Source organism: Psychrobacter sp. Ps3 (assembly GCF_022129275.1).
GTDB lineage: Bacteria > Pseudomonadota > Gammaproteobacteria > Pseudomonadales > Moraxellaceae > Psychrobacter > Psychrobacter submarinus.
Genome location: NZ_JADQAL010000008.1, coordinates 26,758 through 42,766 on the forward strand (window position 1 = coordinate 26,758; position 16,009 = coordinate 42,766).

Here is a 16,009-nt window from a genome sequence, read left to right on the forward strand (position 1 = left end):
TTACCGTATCAATAAGCGGGATAAATAAGAATAAAATAGCATAGTAAGATACTAGGGCTTGACCCTATACTCTACTAAATGAGATTAGCTACGAGCTGCTTGATGCGCGCGCTGTCCTTCCATCGCCAAAGCCAATACCGCCATACGAATAGCCACCCCATTACTGACCTGCTTTAGGATCACTGACTGGGCGCCATCTGCCACACTAGAGGCAATCTCAATACCGCGATTCATCGGCCCCGGATGCATAATGAGGGCATCAGGCTTCGCTAGCGCAACGCGCTCAGGGGTGATGCCATAATGTTTGTAGTACTCACTCGATGAGGCCAGTAGCGGCGAGCCAATCCGCTCGTTCTGTATTCTCAGCCCCATGATGACATCACAGTCGGCCACGCATTCATTCATATCCTCATAGACGTTTACGCCAAAACGTTCAATACCTTTAGGCAAAAGTGTGCGCGGCGCAATGACTCGAATGTCCTTGACCCCTAACGTTTGTAGCGCACTAATATCTGAGCGCGCGACTCTTGAGTGTTTAATGTCGCCAATAATCGCCACCGATAGCTCTTCAAATGGGCGCGGCGCTTCACGATGGATGGTGAGCATATCGAGCATACCTTGGGTCGGATGCGCGTGCCAGCCATCACCGCCATTGATAATGGCAATATCTGGGGTGACCTCTGTAGCCATAAAATGCGCTGCCCCTGAGGCCGAATGACGCACCACAAAAATATCCGCGGTCATCGCTTGCAAGTTCCATAGCGTGTCGCGTAAACTCTCCCCTTTTTTGGTACTTGAGCGCGCAATATCGATATTGAGCACATTAGCGCCCAGACGTTTTTCAGCTACCTCAAAGGTGGTGCGTGTCCGCGTTGAGGGCTCAAAGAACAAGTTCATGACCGTACAACCCTCAAGCTCAGGCCGGTTTAACAATTGACCTTTTTCATCGATAAAAGTCTCGGCCTTAGCGATGATGCGTTGAAGCTGCGCCTTATTAAGTCCTTCCACTCCTAAGAAGTGGCGAATGCTGCCATCATCATTGAGCTGCGGGCGACTCAGCGAAATATCGAGCTGCTTATGGATAGCGCGAGGATCGACCTTAGCGTAGTCTGTGAGCGAGATATTGGCGGTTGAACGGATATCATTAGAAGTTGGCATAGTCACGAATCTTTATTATTGATGTAGTAGAAAGATTTTATAAAATAAGTTTAATATATATCTAAAGGCTCTAAGCGATAATATTGTAAGCAAACAGCAAGCCTATAATTACAGACAAAAAGACTTTGTAGTACTTATTTGCTACACTTTACGTGACTGCATTGCTGTCGTCGATAATGATAATAACAAATCAGTAGTAATGTCCGTCATAACGATAGTGTAGCTGATTTTTATAGTCGTACAAGGGTCCCGTATTATCTATTTATCACGCTCATTTATGACGTGAAGCATTATTGCCTTTTTAATAGTTTTTGCAAGTCCAGATAGCACTAGATAAGAATAAAATAATAGTTACTTATAATAATAGTTACTTATATTGTATGTAGAGTGTGTTGAACCCACACTATCCTATACTTTTAACCTCTACCTTTATATCTCTTAGGAAACCCTATGATGACCTTGGCACAATATCTAAATCACCACTCCGCAAACCCTGCGGTCACTGAGCTTATTACGACGGTTACTGATGTGGGTAAGACGATCTCACAACTGCTTCAAAAAGGCGCGCTAGCGGACATCTTAGGAGAAGCGGGTAATCAAAACGTGCAAGGCGAAGAGCAAAAAAAGCTCGATGTGTTAGCCAATGACTTATTGCTAGAAGCTTTAGCAGACAACAAACATTGTGCTGGAGTAGCATCAGAAGAGCTCGATCACGCCACACCTGCCAATAAGGACGGTAGCCTACTTATCTTGTTTGATCCTCTAGATGGCTCATCGAACATCGATATCAATATGGCAGTGGGTACTATTTTTTCTATTTTGCCCTACCAGCGTCAAGGTCAAATCAGCGCTGATGAAGACTTTTTGCAAGCTGGCAATCAACAACTAGCAGCAGGATATCTATTGTACGGCACCTCTACGGTTCTTACTTTGACTATAGATGATAACGTCGCTATGTTTAGCTTAGATCCCGATAGCGGCGACTATTTGCTAATCGAAGAGCAAGTACAGATCTCAGCGGATACTAGCGAGTACGCTATCAATGCCTCGAACTATCGCTATTGGCAGCCGCCTATGCAGCAGTATATCGATGAGCTAATCGCTGGCAAGACTGGCGTTCGTGGCCGCGATTTTAACACTCGCTGGGTTGCGGCCATGGTCGGCGATGTGCACCGAATCTTATGCCGCGGCGGTCTGTTTACTTATCCATTCGACACTAAAGACCCCAACAAAGCCGGTAAACTGCGCTTAATGTATGAAGCCAATCCGATGAGCTTACTTATAGAGCGTGCAGGCGGCATGGCAACCGACGCTATCACACGTATACTAGATATCGAACCCACCGATATCCATCAACGTGTACCGGTGGTGCTCGGTAGCAAAAACGAAGTCGCTTATGTCAAACAGCTCCATAGCGCTCATAATGAGTCGTAAGCTTAATTAGCTAAAGTAACGCTGATAAGGAGTTACTGAGATCAACCTTATCGGCGGCCCTTTGACTGGCTCTATTTCTATCATCCTTGCAGTTTTTATTTTCATTATCACCTTTTAAGCAGGCTGCTATGACCTCTACTCCTATTGAGCTGATTACCTCTGATAAGAATCAAACCGTAAAGCGGGCCAAAGCACTCTTAACTCAAGCTCGCCAGCGAAAAAAGCAAGGACAAACGGTCATAGAGGGCATTCACTTAATGGACGCAGCTCTGCGCAGTGACTACCCCTTAGTGCAAGTACTATTAGCGCAGTCGGCACATAGCCACCCTGAGGTACAGCAGCTATTAGCGCGCCTGCCTACTTATACCAGTATTTTGACTGTCGCCGATTCGCTCTACGCCAGCTTTCGCAGCTTAGGGGCAGGCGTAGATATTATGGCGATAATCGATATACCGGCCCCAGCTCTGCCTACAATTGATCATGACTGCTTGATCTTAAATGATGTACAAGATAGTGGTAACGTAGGCACCTTACTTCGTACGGCAGCGGCGGTCGGTATCGAGACCGTGCTTTGTAGCACGAACACCGCGCAGGCATGGTCGCCCAAAACCCTACGAGCCGGCATGGGTGCTCAGTTTGCTCTGAACATCTACGAAAACTTAGCTATAACAGATATCTTGCAGCAAGTACAAACGCCGCTACTTGCGACTAGTTCTCATACAGATACCTTGATTTATGACTATGACTTACGTAGCCCTATTGCGTGGATAATGGGACACGAAGGCCAAGGGGTGAGTGATGAGCTCATGCAGTGCGCGACCCCTATTGCGCTACCGCAGCCCAATGGTCAAGAGAGCTTAAATGTGGCTATCGCAGGGTCGCTGTGTCTATACGAGACGTTACGGCAAAGACAGTATAGCTAAACCTCCTTAAACTTCACGCTAGAAACTTCACGCTAACTGACGTAAGGGTTTGCTCGTAGCCATTTAGTGGCCAAAAACTTCGTGCCTTTATTTACTGGCATGCCTGCGTGTAAGCTTAAAGGTTCGATACTGCCGTCAAACTTGGTGTTAGCAAAATATAATGCCATGCCCTTTTTGGGTCTGACTTCTAGATTTATCTTTGGAAAGTTAGTACCACCGCCCGCCTCGACATCCGATAGATACATCAGCAAAGTACCGACGCGTTGACCACCTTTACCGATGTTTTTTTGATAATTTGCGTTTTTAGGATCAAAAAAATCATAATGTGGGCGATATTCTTGGCCCTTACCATATTTTAAAACCTGTAACCCTTCTCCATGAACCACTGGCCAATGTAATAGGGCTGCTATCCTATTTTCTATTGTCGTTATCAAAGGCGTAGCACCGCGCTGGAAGCCATGGCTTTTACTGGTTCTAGCATCGTGCTCTGCAAAAGTACCATCGACAGGGCTCACAACTCGAGAGTCTCGCATATTACCTTCAGCACTGCTTATCAGTTGATCACACTCTTTATGACTTAAGAAGCCCTCGATAACGGCGACAAAAGGAGGATAAAAAGTCGATGCCAGTCTCACCGTCTTATCCGGCAGCACTATCGAGTTATGGCTCATATCCATATAAGGAATATTGATCGTACCTGATTGCTGCGACATTAGCTCATAGGCTGCGCCATAAAAACCTCTCTCAAAAAGCGTATTAATGATTTTATGATAAGCGACGCCGCGATTTATATTGTTTGCGATCCACTGCTGCCAAGTCGGTTCTAACTGTAAAATTGCATTCATACTGATTCTCTACCTTCTCGTCCGTGACAATTATCTCAATAGCATTGTAGAGTCATATAGTAGCCTAAACGCAGCCTCTATCCGATAACCCCACCCTAACCAACACTACTTCAAACTACTATAAAGCGGATTTTTATAAAATATAAGGTCGACTCAATATATAATCTTAGTCTAATAATCAGTCCAATAGTCAGCTCAATAAAAAGCCCCGCTATATGATAGCAGGGCTTATATGATACAAATTAAGTTTCTTAGTAGTCAAAAGCGTTGAGCTTTATACTTTGCTAGTCAATTCAGGTAAAGCTTCGAATAGATCTGCTTCTAAGAAGTAATCGGCAACGCTAGCAATAGGCGCTTCTGGGTCATTATTGATCGCAACGATAACTTTAGAGTCTTTCATACCTGCTAAATGCTGAATCGCACCAGAGATACCAGCGGCGATGTAAAGCTGCGGCGCAACAATCTTACCTGTTTGACCGACCTGCATGTCGTTTGGCACATAACCTGCGTCTACAGCGGCGCGTGATGCACCGATAGCAGCGCCTAGCTTATCTGCTAATGGCTCAATGTATTTAGTGAAGTTTTCACCATTTGCCAAGGCACGACCACCTGAGACGACAATACCAGCTGAAGTCAGCTCTGGACGATCTGAGGCTGCCATCTCTTCATTAACGAAGCTTGACTTACCTGCGTCTTGTACATTATCGATAGTTTCAACAGAGGCTGAACCACCTTCACTTGCTACAGGGTCAAAAGCGGTCGTACGTACGGTGACAACTACTTTTTCTTCTGAGGTTTTCACTGTCGCAGTCGCGTTACCAGCATAAATAGGACGCTCAAAAGTATGCGCGTCTACTACTGCTGAGATCTCAGACAGCATACTAACGTCAAGTAGCGCTGCAACGCGAGGCATAAAGTTCTTACCGGTTGTGGTCGCAGCGGCAACAATATGGCTATAGTCTCCAGCAATATCAGCTACCAATAGCGCAACGTTTGCGGCTAGCTGATGCTCGTAAGCGGCATTATCCGCTAATAAGACTTTGCTAACACCTTCAGCTTTTGCTGCTTCATCAGCTGCTGCTTGAGCGCTACTGCCAGCGACTAATACATGGACGTCATCGCCCATTTGCTTTGCCGCAGCGATAGTATTTAAGGTTGCCTTTTTTAGACTGGCATTGTCATGTTCTGCATATACCAAAATGGCCATTGTTTTTGTCCTTTATATATTCGCGTAATCGTTTATGTGCTTTAATATCTATGATGACAGCTTTTGTAATATGTCCTATTCTCCAGTCCCCACTCTATCTTTTAATCAGACGGATTTTAAAAGAAACTATGCATATCACTTTGCCAAATATATAGTCAATATTAGATTACTTTAGCTTCATTTTTTAGCTTATCAACCAACTCATCTACAGACTTCACAGTGATACCTGCCTGACGCTCTGCTGGCGGCTCAACCTTAGTGATTTGCTGCTTAGAAGCCATATCTACACCAAAATCAGCTGGTGTCTTTTCATCAAGTGGCTTTTTCTTTGCTTTCATGATGTTTGGTAGCTTAGCATAGCGTGGCTCATTTAGACGTAAATCAGTAGTGATAATAGCCGGTAGATCTAAAGCAACGGTCTGCAAACCACCATCAATCTCACGAGTGACGTTGACTTTATCGCCTTCTACTTTGACCTCTGAAGCGAAAGTACCTTGACCTACGCCCATCAGCGCCGCTAGCATCTGACCGGTTTGGTTGTTGTCATCATCAATAGCTTGCTTACCTAACAAGATGATATCAGTGCTCTCGCTCTCAGCGATGTTTTTTAAGATTTTAGCAACTTGTAGCGGATATGGTTTTTCATCAGTTTGGACGAGTACACCACGATCAGCACCTAGTGCTAAAGCTGCACGGATCTGCTCTTGTGACTCTTTTGGTCCGATTGACGCGACGATAATCTCATCAATGACGCCTGCTTCTTTTAGGCGTACTGCCTCTTCTACAGCGATTTCATCAAATGGGTTGATAGACATCTTAGTATTCGATAAGTCGACACCTGAGTTATCAGCTTTGACACGAACTTTTACGTTATAATCAATGACACGCTTGACCGCGACTAATGCTTTCATACGTTCCTCGTTTATGAATATTATGAATTAAAGCCATTCATTGATGGCTAATATAAATCTTACTTTTATTAATCTTACCTTTGACACATAAGTTTACTATAGTCAGTAAACTGGGATGTGGTAAATATTTACGCTTAGCTTATAAGACCCGACTATCTTGCGTGAGCAAGGCTTTTAGGTCAAGATGACGCCGTGAATAATGGGTCATAAATTTATAAGCATTTGAATAAATACTATAATTAAAACAATGATAGCTTTGCTCGTTTTCCTAAAGCCTTGTTATTAGTACCCTTTATAGCATCTGTCACCTGCAAATTGCTTAACGTTTTGTTATTATTTCGAAAATACGTCTACCCTACTTTGCTGCTCAATACCATTATCGTAGGTCGTTACCAAAATCTCATTATCGCGAATATCGTCAAATAGCGACCAATCAGGACTGGTATCGCTAGATTTTATAACGCTTATGTCAGCTGTCGTCTCCATAATCACTGCAAAAACTTCTGATTTAGATTTTATGCCATTTTTACGTAGGATTTGTTTGATATCGTTCTCGCTAAGCTTTGCTTCTTTTAGATTGTCATAAAGATACGCTCCATTCGCCATCAAGATAATAGGCTGATTATCTATAAGCGCTTTAAATGGCTTGAACTTTCGTCTAATGATGGAGAGTACTGCTTGCAGCGTGAACAGCATCCCAATAGCAAACACGCCTTGCAGCAGCGACGTTGATTTTGACAATACGGTTGATGCCAATATGCTACCGATACCGACAGTCATAGCCAAGTCATAACTCGATAACTTCGAGAAGCTACGTAAACCAACAATACGAGTAAACAATATCAGACAAAAATAAAAGCCGATAACTGACAGTGCTATACCGACAACTTGTTGCCAATTAATCGAAAACCAAGTTTGCCAATCCATATTCTTATCCTAGTCGTTTTGTTTTTGTAGATGACATTCATTGTAAGATATCAGACAAGATTCGCTTGTTACTTTCTTTTTATTATCTCCTGCAAACTGTTGAACATGAGTAAGTAATGCTTTACTTCAAAAACAGTTGTCTCTCAAAGCGCTATCGAGGTATTTGCAGATAGCCTTTTGTACAATTTATCCAAAATTTAGACAAAAAAAAGCAACCCGATGAAAGGTTGCTTTTGCTATACAGTCTAAACAATAGGTTTGTTGTTCTCACAACATAGTCATTTGTGCGTGTAGATCTATAGATAAGAGTAACTGATATCAGTTATCCCCTATAGTAAATACACTTATAGCGCTTCGATTTGCTCAGCTTGTGGACCTTTTTGGCCTTCACCTAAAACGAATAACACTTTTTGGCCTTCCGCTAGTGTTTTGAAACCACTACCTTGGATAGCGCTGTAATGAGCAAATACATCTTGACCGCCATTATCTTGTGCGATGAAACCAAAGCCTTTAGCTTCATTAAACCACTTTACGGTGCCTTCAACTTTATCAGACATAATTTTTCCTAACTCTTAAACGATTGGTGCGACATCAGTCATCACCGATTAATTGATAAATACCCATCTGCTTTTGGATTGAACCCTTAACCTAACACAATAATTTATCTTAGCGATTGCTTACCGTTATTGGCTTGCAGCCTATGAGTACTCTTCGATTATAGCAGTTTTTATCAATAGTGACAGGTTAAATTAGGTATTTTTGTAAAGTTTTAATTGTTAATCCTTGCCAATGAGTAAGTCTTATGTCCATAAATAATAGAGAAGCTTTAACTTGCTATAGGTAACCAAGGTGACGCTAATACTAATAAACACAGAGCGAAGAATATCAATGCAAAAGATTGGCTATACGCTATATATTTGACGGGTACCACCAAATCTGCAGGTGAGTCTGGAATGCCTTTGCGCTTTAGTAGTCGCGTGCCATATATCCAGCCAAAAACAGTATAAATACCATAAGCGGCGGGCACAGCCACAGCAATTGGTGCTAAATCTATAGCGTACAAGGCGATAGTTGAGACAAAAAACCAAGCGGTATCTGCAAATGAGCTGAACCTAAATAGCGCTGACTTAGGTAGCTTACCGTCACTGCGCTTGAGCATTGAGCACTCAATCCAAATCAAAACAGCGACTACGGCGCTAAGAGTAATATATACGAACTGCGGCGTTAGCCAGTCTGGATTTGATATTTGCACAACACAACCTATAGTTAACATTAAATTTAATTTTGTCTTATTTTTTGCTTAGTCTGGAGAGAAGCACATAAATCGCGCTTTTAGATCGATAGTTGTAAACCATACATTCATAGTAATCATGATAATGACTCATGCAGTAACGACTTAAAAAGCATATCGAGCACTACAAATACTGATTCAGAGACTAAGCTGAGTGCTTATATGAGGCAATGTCTACTCGTTTTCAAGATCCTTGTTGGACTAGACGGCGCTTTTTCTACTATAAACTTTTTACTTATAAAAAACCCATGCCATCGAGCGGATAGCATGGGTTAGTATTTTGATTGAAACTAAAATCTTAGAACTTATATTTTAAGTACTTATATTTTAAGTACTTAGATTTTAAAGACTTAGACTTTAAAACTTAAGTCCCAAAACTACAAAGACACCTTATTCAGGTTGGCTTTAGTTTTTATCTTTATCGATGATTTTGTTACCACCGATCCAAGGCATCATGCCGCGTAGTTTGGCACCAGTGATCTCGATTTGATGCTCAGCGTTGTTACGACGACGCGCAGTCATTGATGGATAGTTGGTTGCGCCCTCAGAGATGAACATCTTGGCATACTCACCTGACTGGATGCGTTTTAGCGCATTGCGCATCGCCTCACGTGATTGCTCATTGATGACCTCGGTACCTGTGACGTATTCGCCGTATTCAGCGTTGTTACTGATAGAGTAGTTCATATCAGCGATACCGCCTTCATACATGAGATCGACGATAAGTTTGAGCTCATGCAAGCACTCAAAGTAAGCCATCTCTGGAGCATAGCCAGCTTCGGTCAGGGTTTCAAAGCCCATTTTGACCAGCTCTACTGCGCCGCCGCAAAGTACCGCTTGCTCGCCAAATAGATCCGTTTCCGTCTCATCTTTGAAAGTTGTCTCGATAATACCTGAACGACCACCGCCCACACCTGCTGCATAAGATAAAGCTAATTGCTTGGCTTGACCAGAGGCATCTTGATAGACAGCGATAAGATCAGGGATACCGCCGCCTTTAGTGAACTCGTTACGCACGGTATGACCAGGCGCTTTTGGCGCGACCATGATGACATCAAGATCTTTACGCGGCTCGACTTGATTATAATGAATCGCAAAACCATGAGCGAAAGCTAAGGTAGCGCCCTCTTTGATGTTGGGTTCGATCTCATTTTTATACAGCTCTTTTTGGAACTCATCAGGCGTCAGAATCATGACCACGTCAGCGGCTTTTACCGCTTCAGCGACGTCTGCGACTTTTAAGCCAGCGTTTTCAGCTTTTTTGCGAGAGCTAGAGTTAGCACGTAGACCAACTGTGACGTCTACGCCAGAGTCTTGCAGGTTTAGCGCATGGGCATGGCCTTGTGAGCCATAACCGATAATAGCGACTTTTTTGCCTTGGATGATAGATAAATCACAGTCTTTATCATAAAAAACGTTCATACAGAGTCCTTTTCCTTAATCATGGAGAGCCATGGCTAGTAACACTTATAGTATCGCCAATGTATTAATTGATTGTACGCTATAAGCTTGTTGTTAATTTTAAGTTATCAGTTTTAAAGTCCTGATAACTGACAGTGTTAATTTCGATATCAAACTTAAAATGAGTTTTATATACTTAGCGTTTTTTCACCGCGGGCAATACCTATCACCCCAGAGCGGACGACTTCAAGTACGCGCTCACGGCCTATAGTCTCAATGAAACCATCGAGCTTGGCTTTATCACCGACGATCTGGATGGTGTATAAGCTGGCATTGACATCGACGATCTGCGCGCGAAAGATATCTGCGCTACGTTTAATCTCTTCACGGACATTACCAGTCGCGCGCACTTTAATCAGCATCAGCTCACGCTCAACATGAACTGTTTCGGATAAGTTAAGCACTTTAACGACTTCAATAAGCTTATGCAACTGCTTAGTGATTTGCTCTATTTTCTCTGGAGACGTGATCGTCGTTAGCGTCAAACGCGAGATTGTAGGATCATCAGTTGGGGCGACGTTCAAAGTCTCGATATTGTAGCCGCGCTGCGAGAATAAGCCGACCAATCGCGACAACGACCCTGCTTCGTTTTCCATTAATACCGAGATCAGATGTGGTTGTTGCATTAAGTACGCTCCCCTTTGGTTAGCCACATATCACGCATCGTCTGTCCAGCCACTTGCATCGGATAAACATGTTCATTGCGATCTACATAGACATCGATAAATACTAGCTTGTCAGTCATCGCCATAGCTTCTGCTAACTGTGCTTCCATGGTTTCAGGATCAGTAATCTTGATCCCAACATGCCCATAGCTCTCAGCGAGCTTGATAAAATCAGGTAAAGAGTTCATGTAGGACTGAGCATGACGACCTTCATATAGCATGTCTTGCCACTGCTTAACCATACCAAGCTGCGCGTTATTGATGTTCAAGATTTTGACAGGCAGATTGTACTGTAAGCACGTTGACAGCTCTTGGATATTCATCTGGATAGAGCCCTCACCGGTGATACATACCACGTCGCGATCTGGACAAGCTAATTTGGCTGCCATAGCATAAGGCAAGCCCACACCCATAGTGCCAAGGCCGCCTGAGTTTAACCATTGGCGCGGCTCTCTATAGGTATAATACAGCGCGGCAAACATCTGATGCTGACCGACATCGCTTGTGATAATAGCATTACTATTGGTCACTTTGTCTAAAGCTTGTACGACGCTTTGCGGCTTAATACCATCTTCGGTGCTAGTGTCATAACGTAGGCCATGACGCTTACGCCACTCATTGATTTGTGACCACCAATCAGTTAATGCTGGCTGATCAAGCTCTTTATCATGTCCAATGCTATCAAGCATATCAGTCAAGACAGATTTGACATCGCCAACGATAGGAATATGAGCGAAGATAGTCTTTGAGATAGAAGCCGGATCGATATCAATATGAATAATCGTTGCATTCGGGCAGAATTTTTTGACATTATTGGTGACGCGATCATCAAAACGCGCTCCTACCGCTAGGATGACGTCAGCATGATGCATACTCATATTGGCTTCATAAGTACCATGCATACCAAGCATCCCGAGGAACTGCTCGTCGGTACCATCAAAAGCCCCTAAACCCATTAGCGTATTGGTCACAGGCAGATTCAAACGGTGCGCAAGATCGCGAAGCTCTTCATAAGCATTGCTCCAAATCACGCCGCCACCTGAGTAGACCACTGGGCGCTTCGCCGCTAATAAAGTCTCGACCGCGCGTTTAATCTGACCGCCATGGCCTTTTTGTGATGGCTGGTAAGAGCGCATGGATACCGATTCTGGGTACTCATAAACGTATTTTTCGCTCGGCGCTGTCATGTCTTTTGGCACATCGATAACGACTGGGCCTGGACGACCTGAGCTTGCGATATGAAAGGCTTTTTTGACGATGGTAGGGATCTCGCTGGCATGGCGCACTTGAAAGCTATGCTTGACGATTGGGCGCGAGACCCCAACCATGTCAGTCTCTTGGAACGCATCTTCACCAATTAGGCTACTAGGGACCTGTCCTGAGATGACTACCATTGGCACTGAATCCATAAAGGCCGTGGCAATAGCCGTTACCGTATTGGTCGCGCCTGGGCCAGAGGTGGCAAGCACAACACCCGTATTGCCTGTCACTCGCGAATAGGCATCGGCCATATGGCCTGCCGCCTGCTCATGACGCACTAGAATATGCTCAATGACTTCTTGCTGAAATAGCGCATCATAGATATGTAGAACCGCGCCGCCGGGATAACCGAAGATATACTTAACGCCTTCGTCAGTCAGCGCTTGTATTAGCATCTCAGCGCCAGAGAGCATGACAGGCTCATTCTCAGCTAGCTGCTGTTGCTTTTCTTCAAAATGTTTGGCGGCGTTAGCCGTTTGCGTGTGTCCGGTCATATTCGGACTTTGCGTAGTTTGCGTCACTATCATCACCTTTATTTACAGCGCAGATGCAGCTTTTATGAGTATAGATCAGAGCACAAAGACTTATTGTGCCGACATCTACTACCCAAAGTTGTGCTTATCTTTGTCCATAGAAGAGTATCTACTCACTATGCAAAAACAGCTTGGCTTTATAAAAAGCATAAAGCAGCTTGCTACTTGAACACAGCTATTTTAAGGTCAGCTTAAAGAGGTATATCGATATATGATGACTAGATGCGAGTGCATCTATAAAAGAGGCTTATTATTTAGATACCAATCAAATACCAATAGTGCGTTACTACCAATAAAGGCTAATGAGTCACTGAACCGCTAAAGATAAAAGAGCTCAAACTCACTAATAACAATTATGATAATTGCCTCTTAGTGTCTTTGCGTAAGCGATTCACCTTTTAAGCTTATGGTATCAAAACTAGTTTGTAGCATTGATACGCCATTACTCATGGCAACAAACCGACTTGGCGGTAAAGGGTTAAAAATAATAAGTTTATCTTAGTCATTGTAGACCGATAAGTCCGGAGACAAATAGCACAACCAACAATAGGCCAATGAATGACCGCTATCCCTGCTCTGCTATTGTCACAAAGAAAATAAAGCTATCAAGCCACCGATAAGCAGCCTAAGAGACTTTGTTTTCAAGTGCTACGGCAAAATTATAAATGCCGCTCACTGACCAACTGTTATTATAGTCACTGTTTTGGCTATTATTGTCAAGAGAAACTTATGAAGCCTAAGCCCAACTATAAGTTTTACAACTCCCTTTGAAACAAAATAATTGGTATTTAGTTTTAAAGATTTTTACTAAAATGAAGTTAGGCTTTTTAATTGAGCTAAGCTTTTTTAATTATGTATAATGTGGCTAGGCTTTAATGCTTACCTATAGATATCGATAGATAAACACCTCCTGTTTTCTCATTGGCAAAAAGGATTCTGAAAATGGCTTACGCCCCCTTGACAACTATCGCCTCTAAGCTTGTTTTTGGCTTATCGACTTGTAGTATTTTGTTATTGTCTATGAATGCCAGTCATGCGATTCAGGTTTACAAGTCTATTGGAGCGCATGGGGAGATTAAATATAGCCAACACGCCCCGCATAATGGCGAAAACGTTGAGATGATTGAGTTTCGCAGTGATGGTCGTCAAACTGATGCCGGCCAAATGGCTAATAGAACTAGCGATAGTCCAGATACTGCTCCTAGAGACGCTGAAGCTCAGCGAGTCGCTCAGCTCGAGGCTCGTATCAAAGAACAAGAAGCCAACGCCAATGCCCAGCGCTGCCAATCACTACGTAATAACTTAACCAACCTCAATGTGGGTGGGCGCATTTATGAGATGGACGCAAGTGGTAATCGCGAATATCTAGACAGCCGTGAGATTGAGCTCAAGCGTGAACGAGTACAACAAGCGATTAGCCAGTATTGTAGCTAACAAAACTAAGCTCGCTCAATATACTAAGCGAGCTTATAAACGGTTTGAGAAAACCTATATTATCGATGAGGTACTATTAATGCCTCCATCACAGAGCGAACAGCCGCTGGCATATCTTGCGCCTGCATGCCGCGCTGCCCTACTCTCAGCGATAAGCCACTAGCAACGCCAGCCTTATCACTTGTTAATTGATTCAGTAAGGCATCACCTGCTAAGCCGTGAACAAGCACAGCCTGTCTGAGACTGCGCGCCTCATCAGCCAAGTCTAGCTGCGCTAACAGCCCTGCGCATACTCCTGATAACACATCGCCCATGCCCGCCGTTGCCATTCCTGCATTGCCAGTAGCACAGACATATACCTTCGGTTTATTATTATTTTTATCATGTAGATTCTGCTCTAATATAAGCGTCCCTGCTCCTTTTAGTACCCAATTGCCACCATACTGATCCGCAGCTTGCTTGATGGCGGTTAAGCGATCTTCTTCTATTTCGCTAATTTCTTTATTTAATAGCATAGCCGCCTCGCCACTATGCGGCGTCAGATACACTTTATGCTGAGTACTATGTGCTTTTAGTGCTTTAACTAACTCATGCTCATCACTTTGTAAGGTCGCTAAATGGTATAAGCCATCCGCATCAATGACTATAGCTTTATCCGCTTCGATGGCCGCGTTTAGGTAAGCGATAAATAAGGCTTTGGCCTTATCATCTCGGCCAAGTCCCATGCCTATAGCGATAACGCTAGCATCTTTAATCAAGGTTTTGACACCTTCGACATCATGCAGATCGATAGTCATTGCATCTGGTAATGAGGTCAGTAGTGCTCCATGAAAAGCGTCGTGACAAGCTACCGTAATTTTGCCGGCTCCAGTTGCCATAGCACTTGATGCTGATAAAATTGCTGCGCCGCCCATGCCTTGCGAGCCATCCACACGATTGCCAGCTATTATTAACACGTGACCATAACTACCTTTATAGCTATTTTGTTGACGCGGCGCTAAAGCATAAGCGGTCTGTAATAAAGTAGCCGCAGGCGATTTAGAGACGATAGGTTTAGAAGTGATAGGTATGAGCGGAATGTCCAAAACTTCACCAGCATAGTCTTTACCATCTTTGGTATGTAAACCAAGCTTACGCGCGACAAGGCATAAAGTAATATCAGCACGTACTGCCAAACGCTCAAACACCTGTCCTGTTGAGGCCACAAGACCACTAGGAACATCTACCGCTACTGCCAAAGCACAGTCACGCTCAGTCAGCCGGTTAAAAGTGGTAATCGCTTGCTGATAAATACCTGTTGGTAGGCGATCTAGGCCGATACCAAAGAGCGCATCGATATAGACATCTGCTCTAGGGAAATCACTCTCATCAAACTCCTTATCTTTAAAACCCTGATCTTCAAAACGTAGATAAGAGCAACCAGCGGTCAGTGTTAAGCGCTGGGCTTTAAGGGTATCACTGACCTGCTCTGTCTCATCGCTATTGTTTGAGTCATTACTCTCTTCTTTGTCGATAGCGGCCATGCCAACGGTCATAACTTTGACCTGCCAGCCTGCCCGCTGTAAATATAAAGCAATCAGCCAGCCATCACCGCCATTGTTACCTCGCCCCGCCCAAATAACGGCGCGCTTGTCTCTGTTGTATTGCTGAGCTGTGAGGTGGGTATTCTCATGACTCAGCCTGCGACTTTTTTGACTTTGCACGATATCGTCAACGTCTATAATGCGCTGCGCCATCTGCCAAGCGGCCTGCTGCATCAAAGCAAAACTGCTATAGCCATCAGCAAACCAATCTTGCTCTATAGCATAGACTTGCGAGCTAGTATACAAAGCGATGGGCAGCGTTGCAGGACTTGAAAATAACTTTTTAATAGTAGACATAGATAATCCTTATAAAGCTTAGAGTACAAATAGATGAGAATAAGGGTAGCAAATGTCGAGGGCGACTTCTGTATGGATAT

General features: G+C 43.7%; 14 protein-coding genes. 3 read left to right on the forward strand and 11 right to left on the reverse strand.

Annotation, left to right across the window (positions count from 1 at the left end; genetic code table 11):
- Positions 1–84 precede the first annotated feature (84 nt).
- Complete coding sequence (locus tag I3248_RS04065) at positions 85–1,158, reverse strand: aspartate carbamoyltransferase catalytic subunit (protein ID WP_201611861.1); 1,074 nt, start codon at positions 1,156–1,158, stop codon at positions 85–87.
- A 450-nt stretch (positions 1,159–1,608) separates the two neighbouring features.
- On the opposite strand from I3248_RS04065, the gene I3248_RS04070 reads away from it, so the two are divergent.
- Positions 1,609–2,592 carry a class 1 fructose-bisphosphatase gene (locus tag I3248_RS04070; RefSeq protein WP_238062650.1) on the forward strand — a complete coding sequence of 328 codons (984 nt, stop codon included), beginning with the start codon at positions 1,609–1,611 and terminating at the stop codon, positions 2,590–2,592.
- 128 nt (positions 2,593–2,720) lie between these two features.
- The gene (locus I3248_RS04075; protein WP_238062651.1) at positions 2,721–3,515 is read left to right on the forward strand and encodes an RNA methyltransferase; all 795 of its coding nucleotides are present in this window, start codon (positions 2,721–2,723) and stop codon (positions 3,513–3,515) included.
- A 32-nt stretch (positions 3,516–3,547) separates the two neighbouring features.
- Here the strand turns inward: I3248_RS04075 and I3248_RS04080 are convergent, their stop codons facing one another.
- From I3248_RS04080 to I3248_RS04120, 9 genes are all read right to left on the reverse strand, one after another.
- Positions 3,548–4,360 carry a 2OG-Fe(II) oxygenase gene (locus tag I3248_RS04080; RefSeq protein ID WP_201558462.1) on the reverse strand — a complete coding sequence of 271 codons (813 nt, stop codon included), beginning with the start codon at positions 4,358–4,360 and terminating at the stop codon, positions 3,548–3,550.
- Between the two features lie 274 nt (positions 4,361–4,634).
- A complete protein-coding gene (locus tag I3248_RS04085; RefSeq protein WP_201558460.1) occupies positions 4,635–5,567 on the reverse strand; it encodes an FAD-binding protein in 933 nt (310 codons plus the stop codon).
- Positions 5,568–5,728: 161 nt separating this feature from the next.
- The gene (locus I3248_RS04090) at positions 5,729–6,478 is read right to left on the reverse strand and encodes an electron transfer flavoprotein subunit beta/FixA family protein (RefSeq protein ID WP_025644324.1); all 750 of its coding nucleotides are present in this window, start codon (positions 6,476–6,478) and stop codon (positions 5,729–5,731) included.
- A 333-nt stretch (positions 6,479–6,811) separates the two neighbouring features.
- Positions 6,812–7,405: a YetF domain-containing protein gene (locus I3248_RS04095; protein ID WP_025644326.1), complete on the reverse strand. Its 594-nt coding sequence runs from the start codon at positions 7,403–7,405 to the stop codon at positions 6,812–6,814.
- Between the two features lie 344 nt (positions 7,406–7,749).
- Positions 7,750–7,962 carry a cold-shock protein gene (locus I3248_RS04100; protein ID WP_025644328.1) on the reverse strand — a complete coding sequence of 71 codons (213 nt, stop codon included), beginning with the start codon at positions 7,960–7,962 and terminating at the stop codon, positions 7,750–7,752.
- 269 nt (positions 7,963–8,231) lie between these two features.
- Positions 8,232–8,657, reverse strand: coding sequence for a hypothetical protein (locus tag I3248_RS04105; RefSeq protein ID WP_238062652.1), 426 nt, complete (start codon positions 8,655–8,657; stop codon positions 8,232–8,234).
- Between the two features lie 444 nt (positions 8,658–9,101).
- Complete coding sequence (ilvC, locus tag I3248_RS04110; protein ID WP_025644332.1) at positions 9,102–10,118, reverse strand: ketol-acid reductoisomerase; 1,017 nt, start codon at positions 10,116–10,118, stop codon at positions 9,102–9,104.
- Between the two features lie 167 nt (positions 10,119–10,285).
- Positions 10,286–10,783, reverse strand: coding sequence for an acetolactate synthase small subunit (gene ilvN / locus I3248_RS04115; RefSeq protein WP_025644334.1), 498 nt, complete (start codon positions 10,781–10,783; stop codon positions 10,286–10,288).
- On the reverse strand, positions 10,783–12,495 hold the full coding sequence (locus I3248_RS04120; RefSeq protein ID WP_238062675.1) for an acetolactate synthase 3 large subunit: 1,713 nt from the start codon (positions 12,493–12,495) through the stop codon (positions 10,783–10,785). Before I3248_RS04120 ends, ilvN begins: the two co-directional genes overlap by 1 nt.
- 1,062 nt (positions 12,496–13,557) lie before the next feature.
- On the opposite strand from I3248_RS04120, the gene I3248_RS04125 reads away from it, so the two are divergent.
- Entirely contained in the window at positions 13,558–14,049 is a 492-nt protein-coding gene (locus I3248_RS04125) for a DUF4124 domain-containing protein (RefSeq protein WP_238062653.1), read from the forward strand.
- Positions 14,050–14,108: 59 nt separating this feature from the next.
- Here I3248_RS04125 and I3248_RS04130 read toward each other — a convergent pair whose 3' ends face one another.
- Entirely contained in the window at positions 14,109–15,929 is a 1,821-nt protein-coding gene (locus I3248_RS04130) for an NAD(P)H-hydrate dehydratase (protein ID WP_238062654.1), read from the reverse strand.
- Positions 15,930–16,009: the final 80 nt, after the last annotated feature.

Bases quoted from the DNA above. Each gene is read 5' to 3' on its own strand.
- I3248_RS04065 (WP_201611861.1), bottom strand. From the start codon at position 1,158: ATGCCAACTTCTAATGATATCCGTTCAACCGCCAATATCTCGCTCACA.
- ilvN (WP_025644334.1), bottom strand. From the start codon at position 10,783: ATGCAACAACCACATCTGATCTCGGTATTAATGGAAAACGAAGCAGGG.
- ilvC (WP_025644332.1), bottom strand. From the start codon at position 10,118: ATGAACGTTTTTTATGATAAAGACTGTGATTTATCTATCATCCAAGGC.
- I3248_RS04090 (WP_025644324.1), bottom strand. From the start codon at position 6,478: ATGAAAGCATTAGTCGCGGTCAAGCGTGTCATTGATTATAACGTAAAA.
- I3248_RS04080 (WP_201558462.1), bottom strand. From the start codon at position 4,360: ATGAATGCAATTTTACAGTTAGAACCGACTTGGCAGCAGTGGATCGCA.
- I3248_RS04085 (WP_201558460.1), bottom strand. From the start codon at position 5,567: ATGGCCATTTTGGTATATGCAGAACATGACAATGCCAGTCTAAAAAAG.
- I3248_RS04075 (WP_238062651.1), top strand. From the start codon at position 2,721: ATGACCTCTACTCCTATTGAGCTGATTACCTCTGATAAGAATCAAACC.
- I3248_RS04070 (WP_238062650.1), top strand. From the start codon at position 1,609: ATGATGACCTTGGCACAATATCTAAATCACCACTCCGCAAACCCTGCG.
- I3248_RS04125 (WP_238062653.1), top strand. From the start codon at position 13,558: ATGGCTTACGCCCCCTTGACAACTATCGCCTCTAAGCTTGTTTTTGGC.
- I3248_RS04095 (WP_025644326.1), bottom strand. From the start codon at position 7,405: ATGGATTGGCAAACTTGGTTTTCGATTAATTGGCAACAAGTTGTCGGT.
- I3248_RS04100 (WP_025644328.1), bottom strand. From the start codon at position 7,962: ATGTCTGATAAAGTTGAAGGCACCGTAAAGTGGTTTAATGAAGCTAAA.
- I3248_RS04120 (WP_238062675.1), bottom strand. From the start codon at position 12,495: ATGCTCTCTGGCGCTGAGATGCTAATACAAGCGCTGACTGACGAAGGC.
- I3248_RS04130 (WP_238062654.1), bottom strand. From the start codon at position 15,929: ATGTCTACTATTAAAAAGTTATTTTCAAGTCCTGCAACGCTGCCCATC.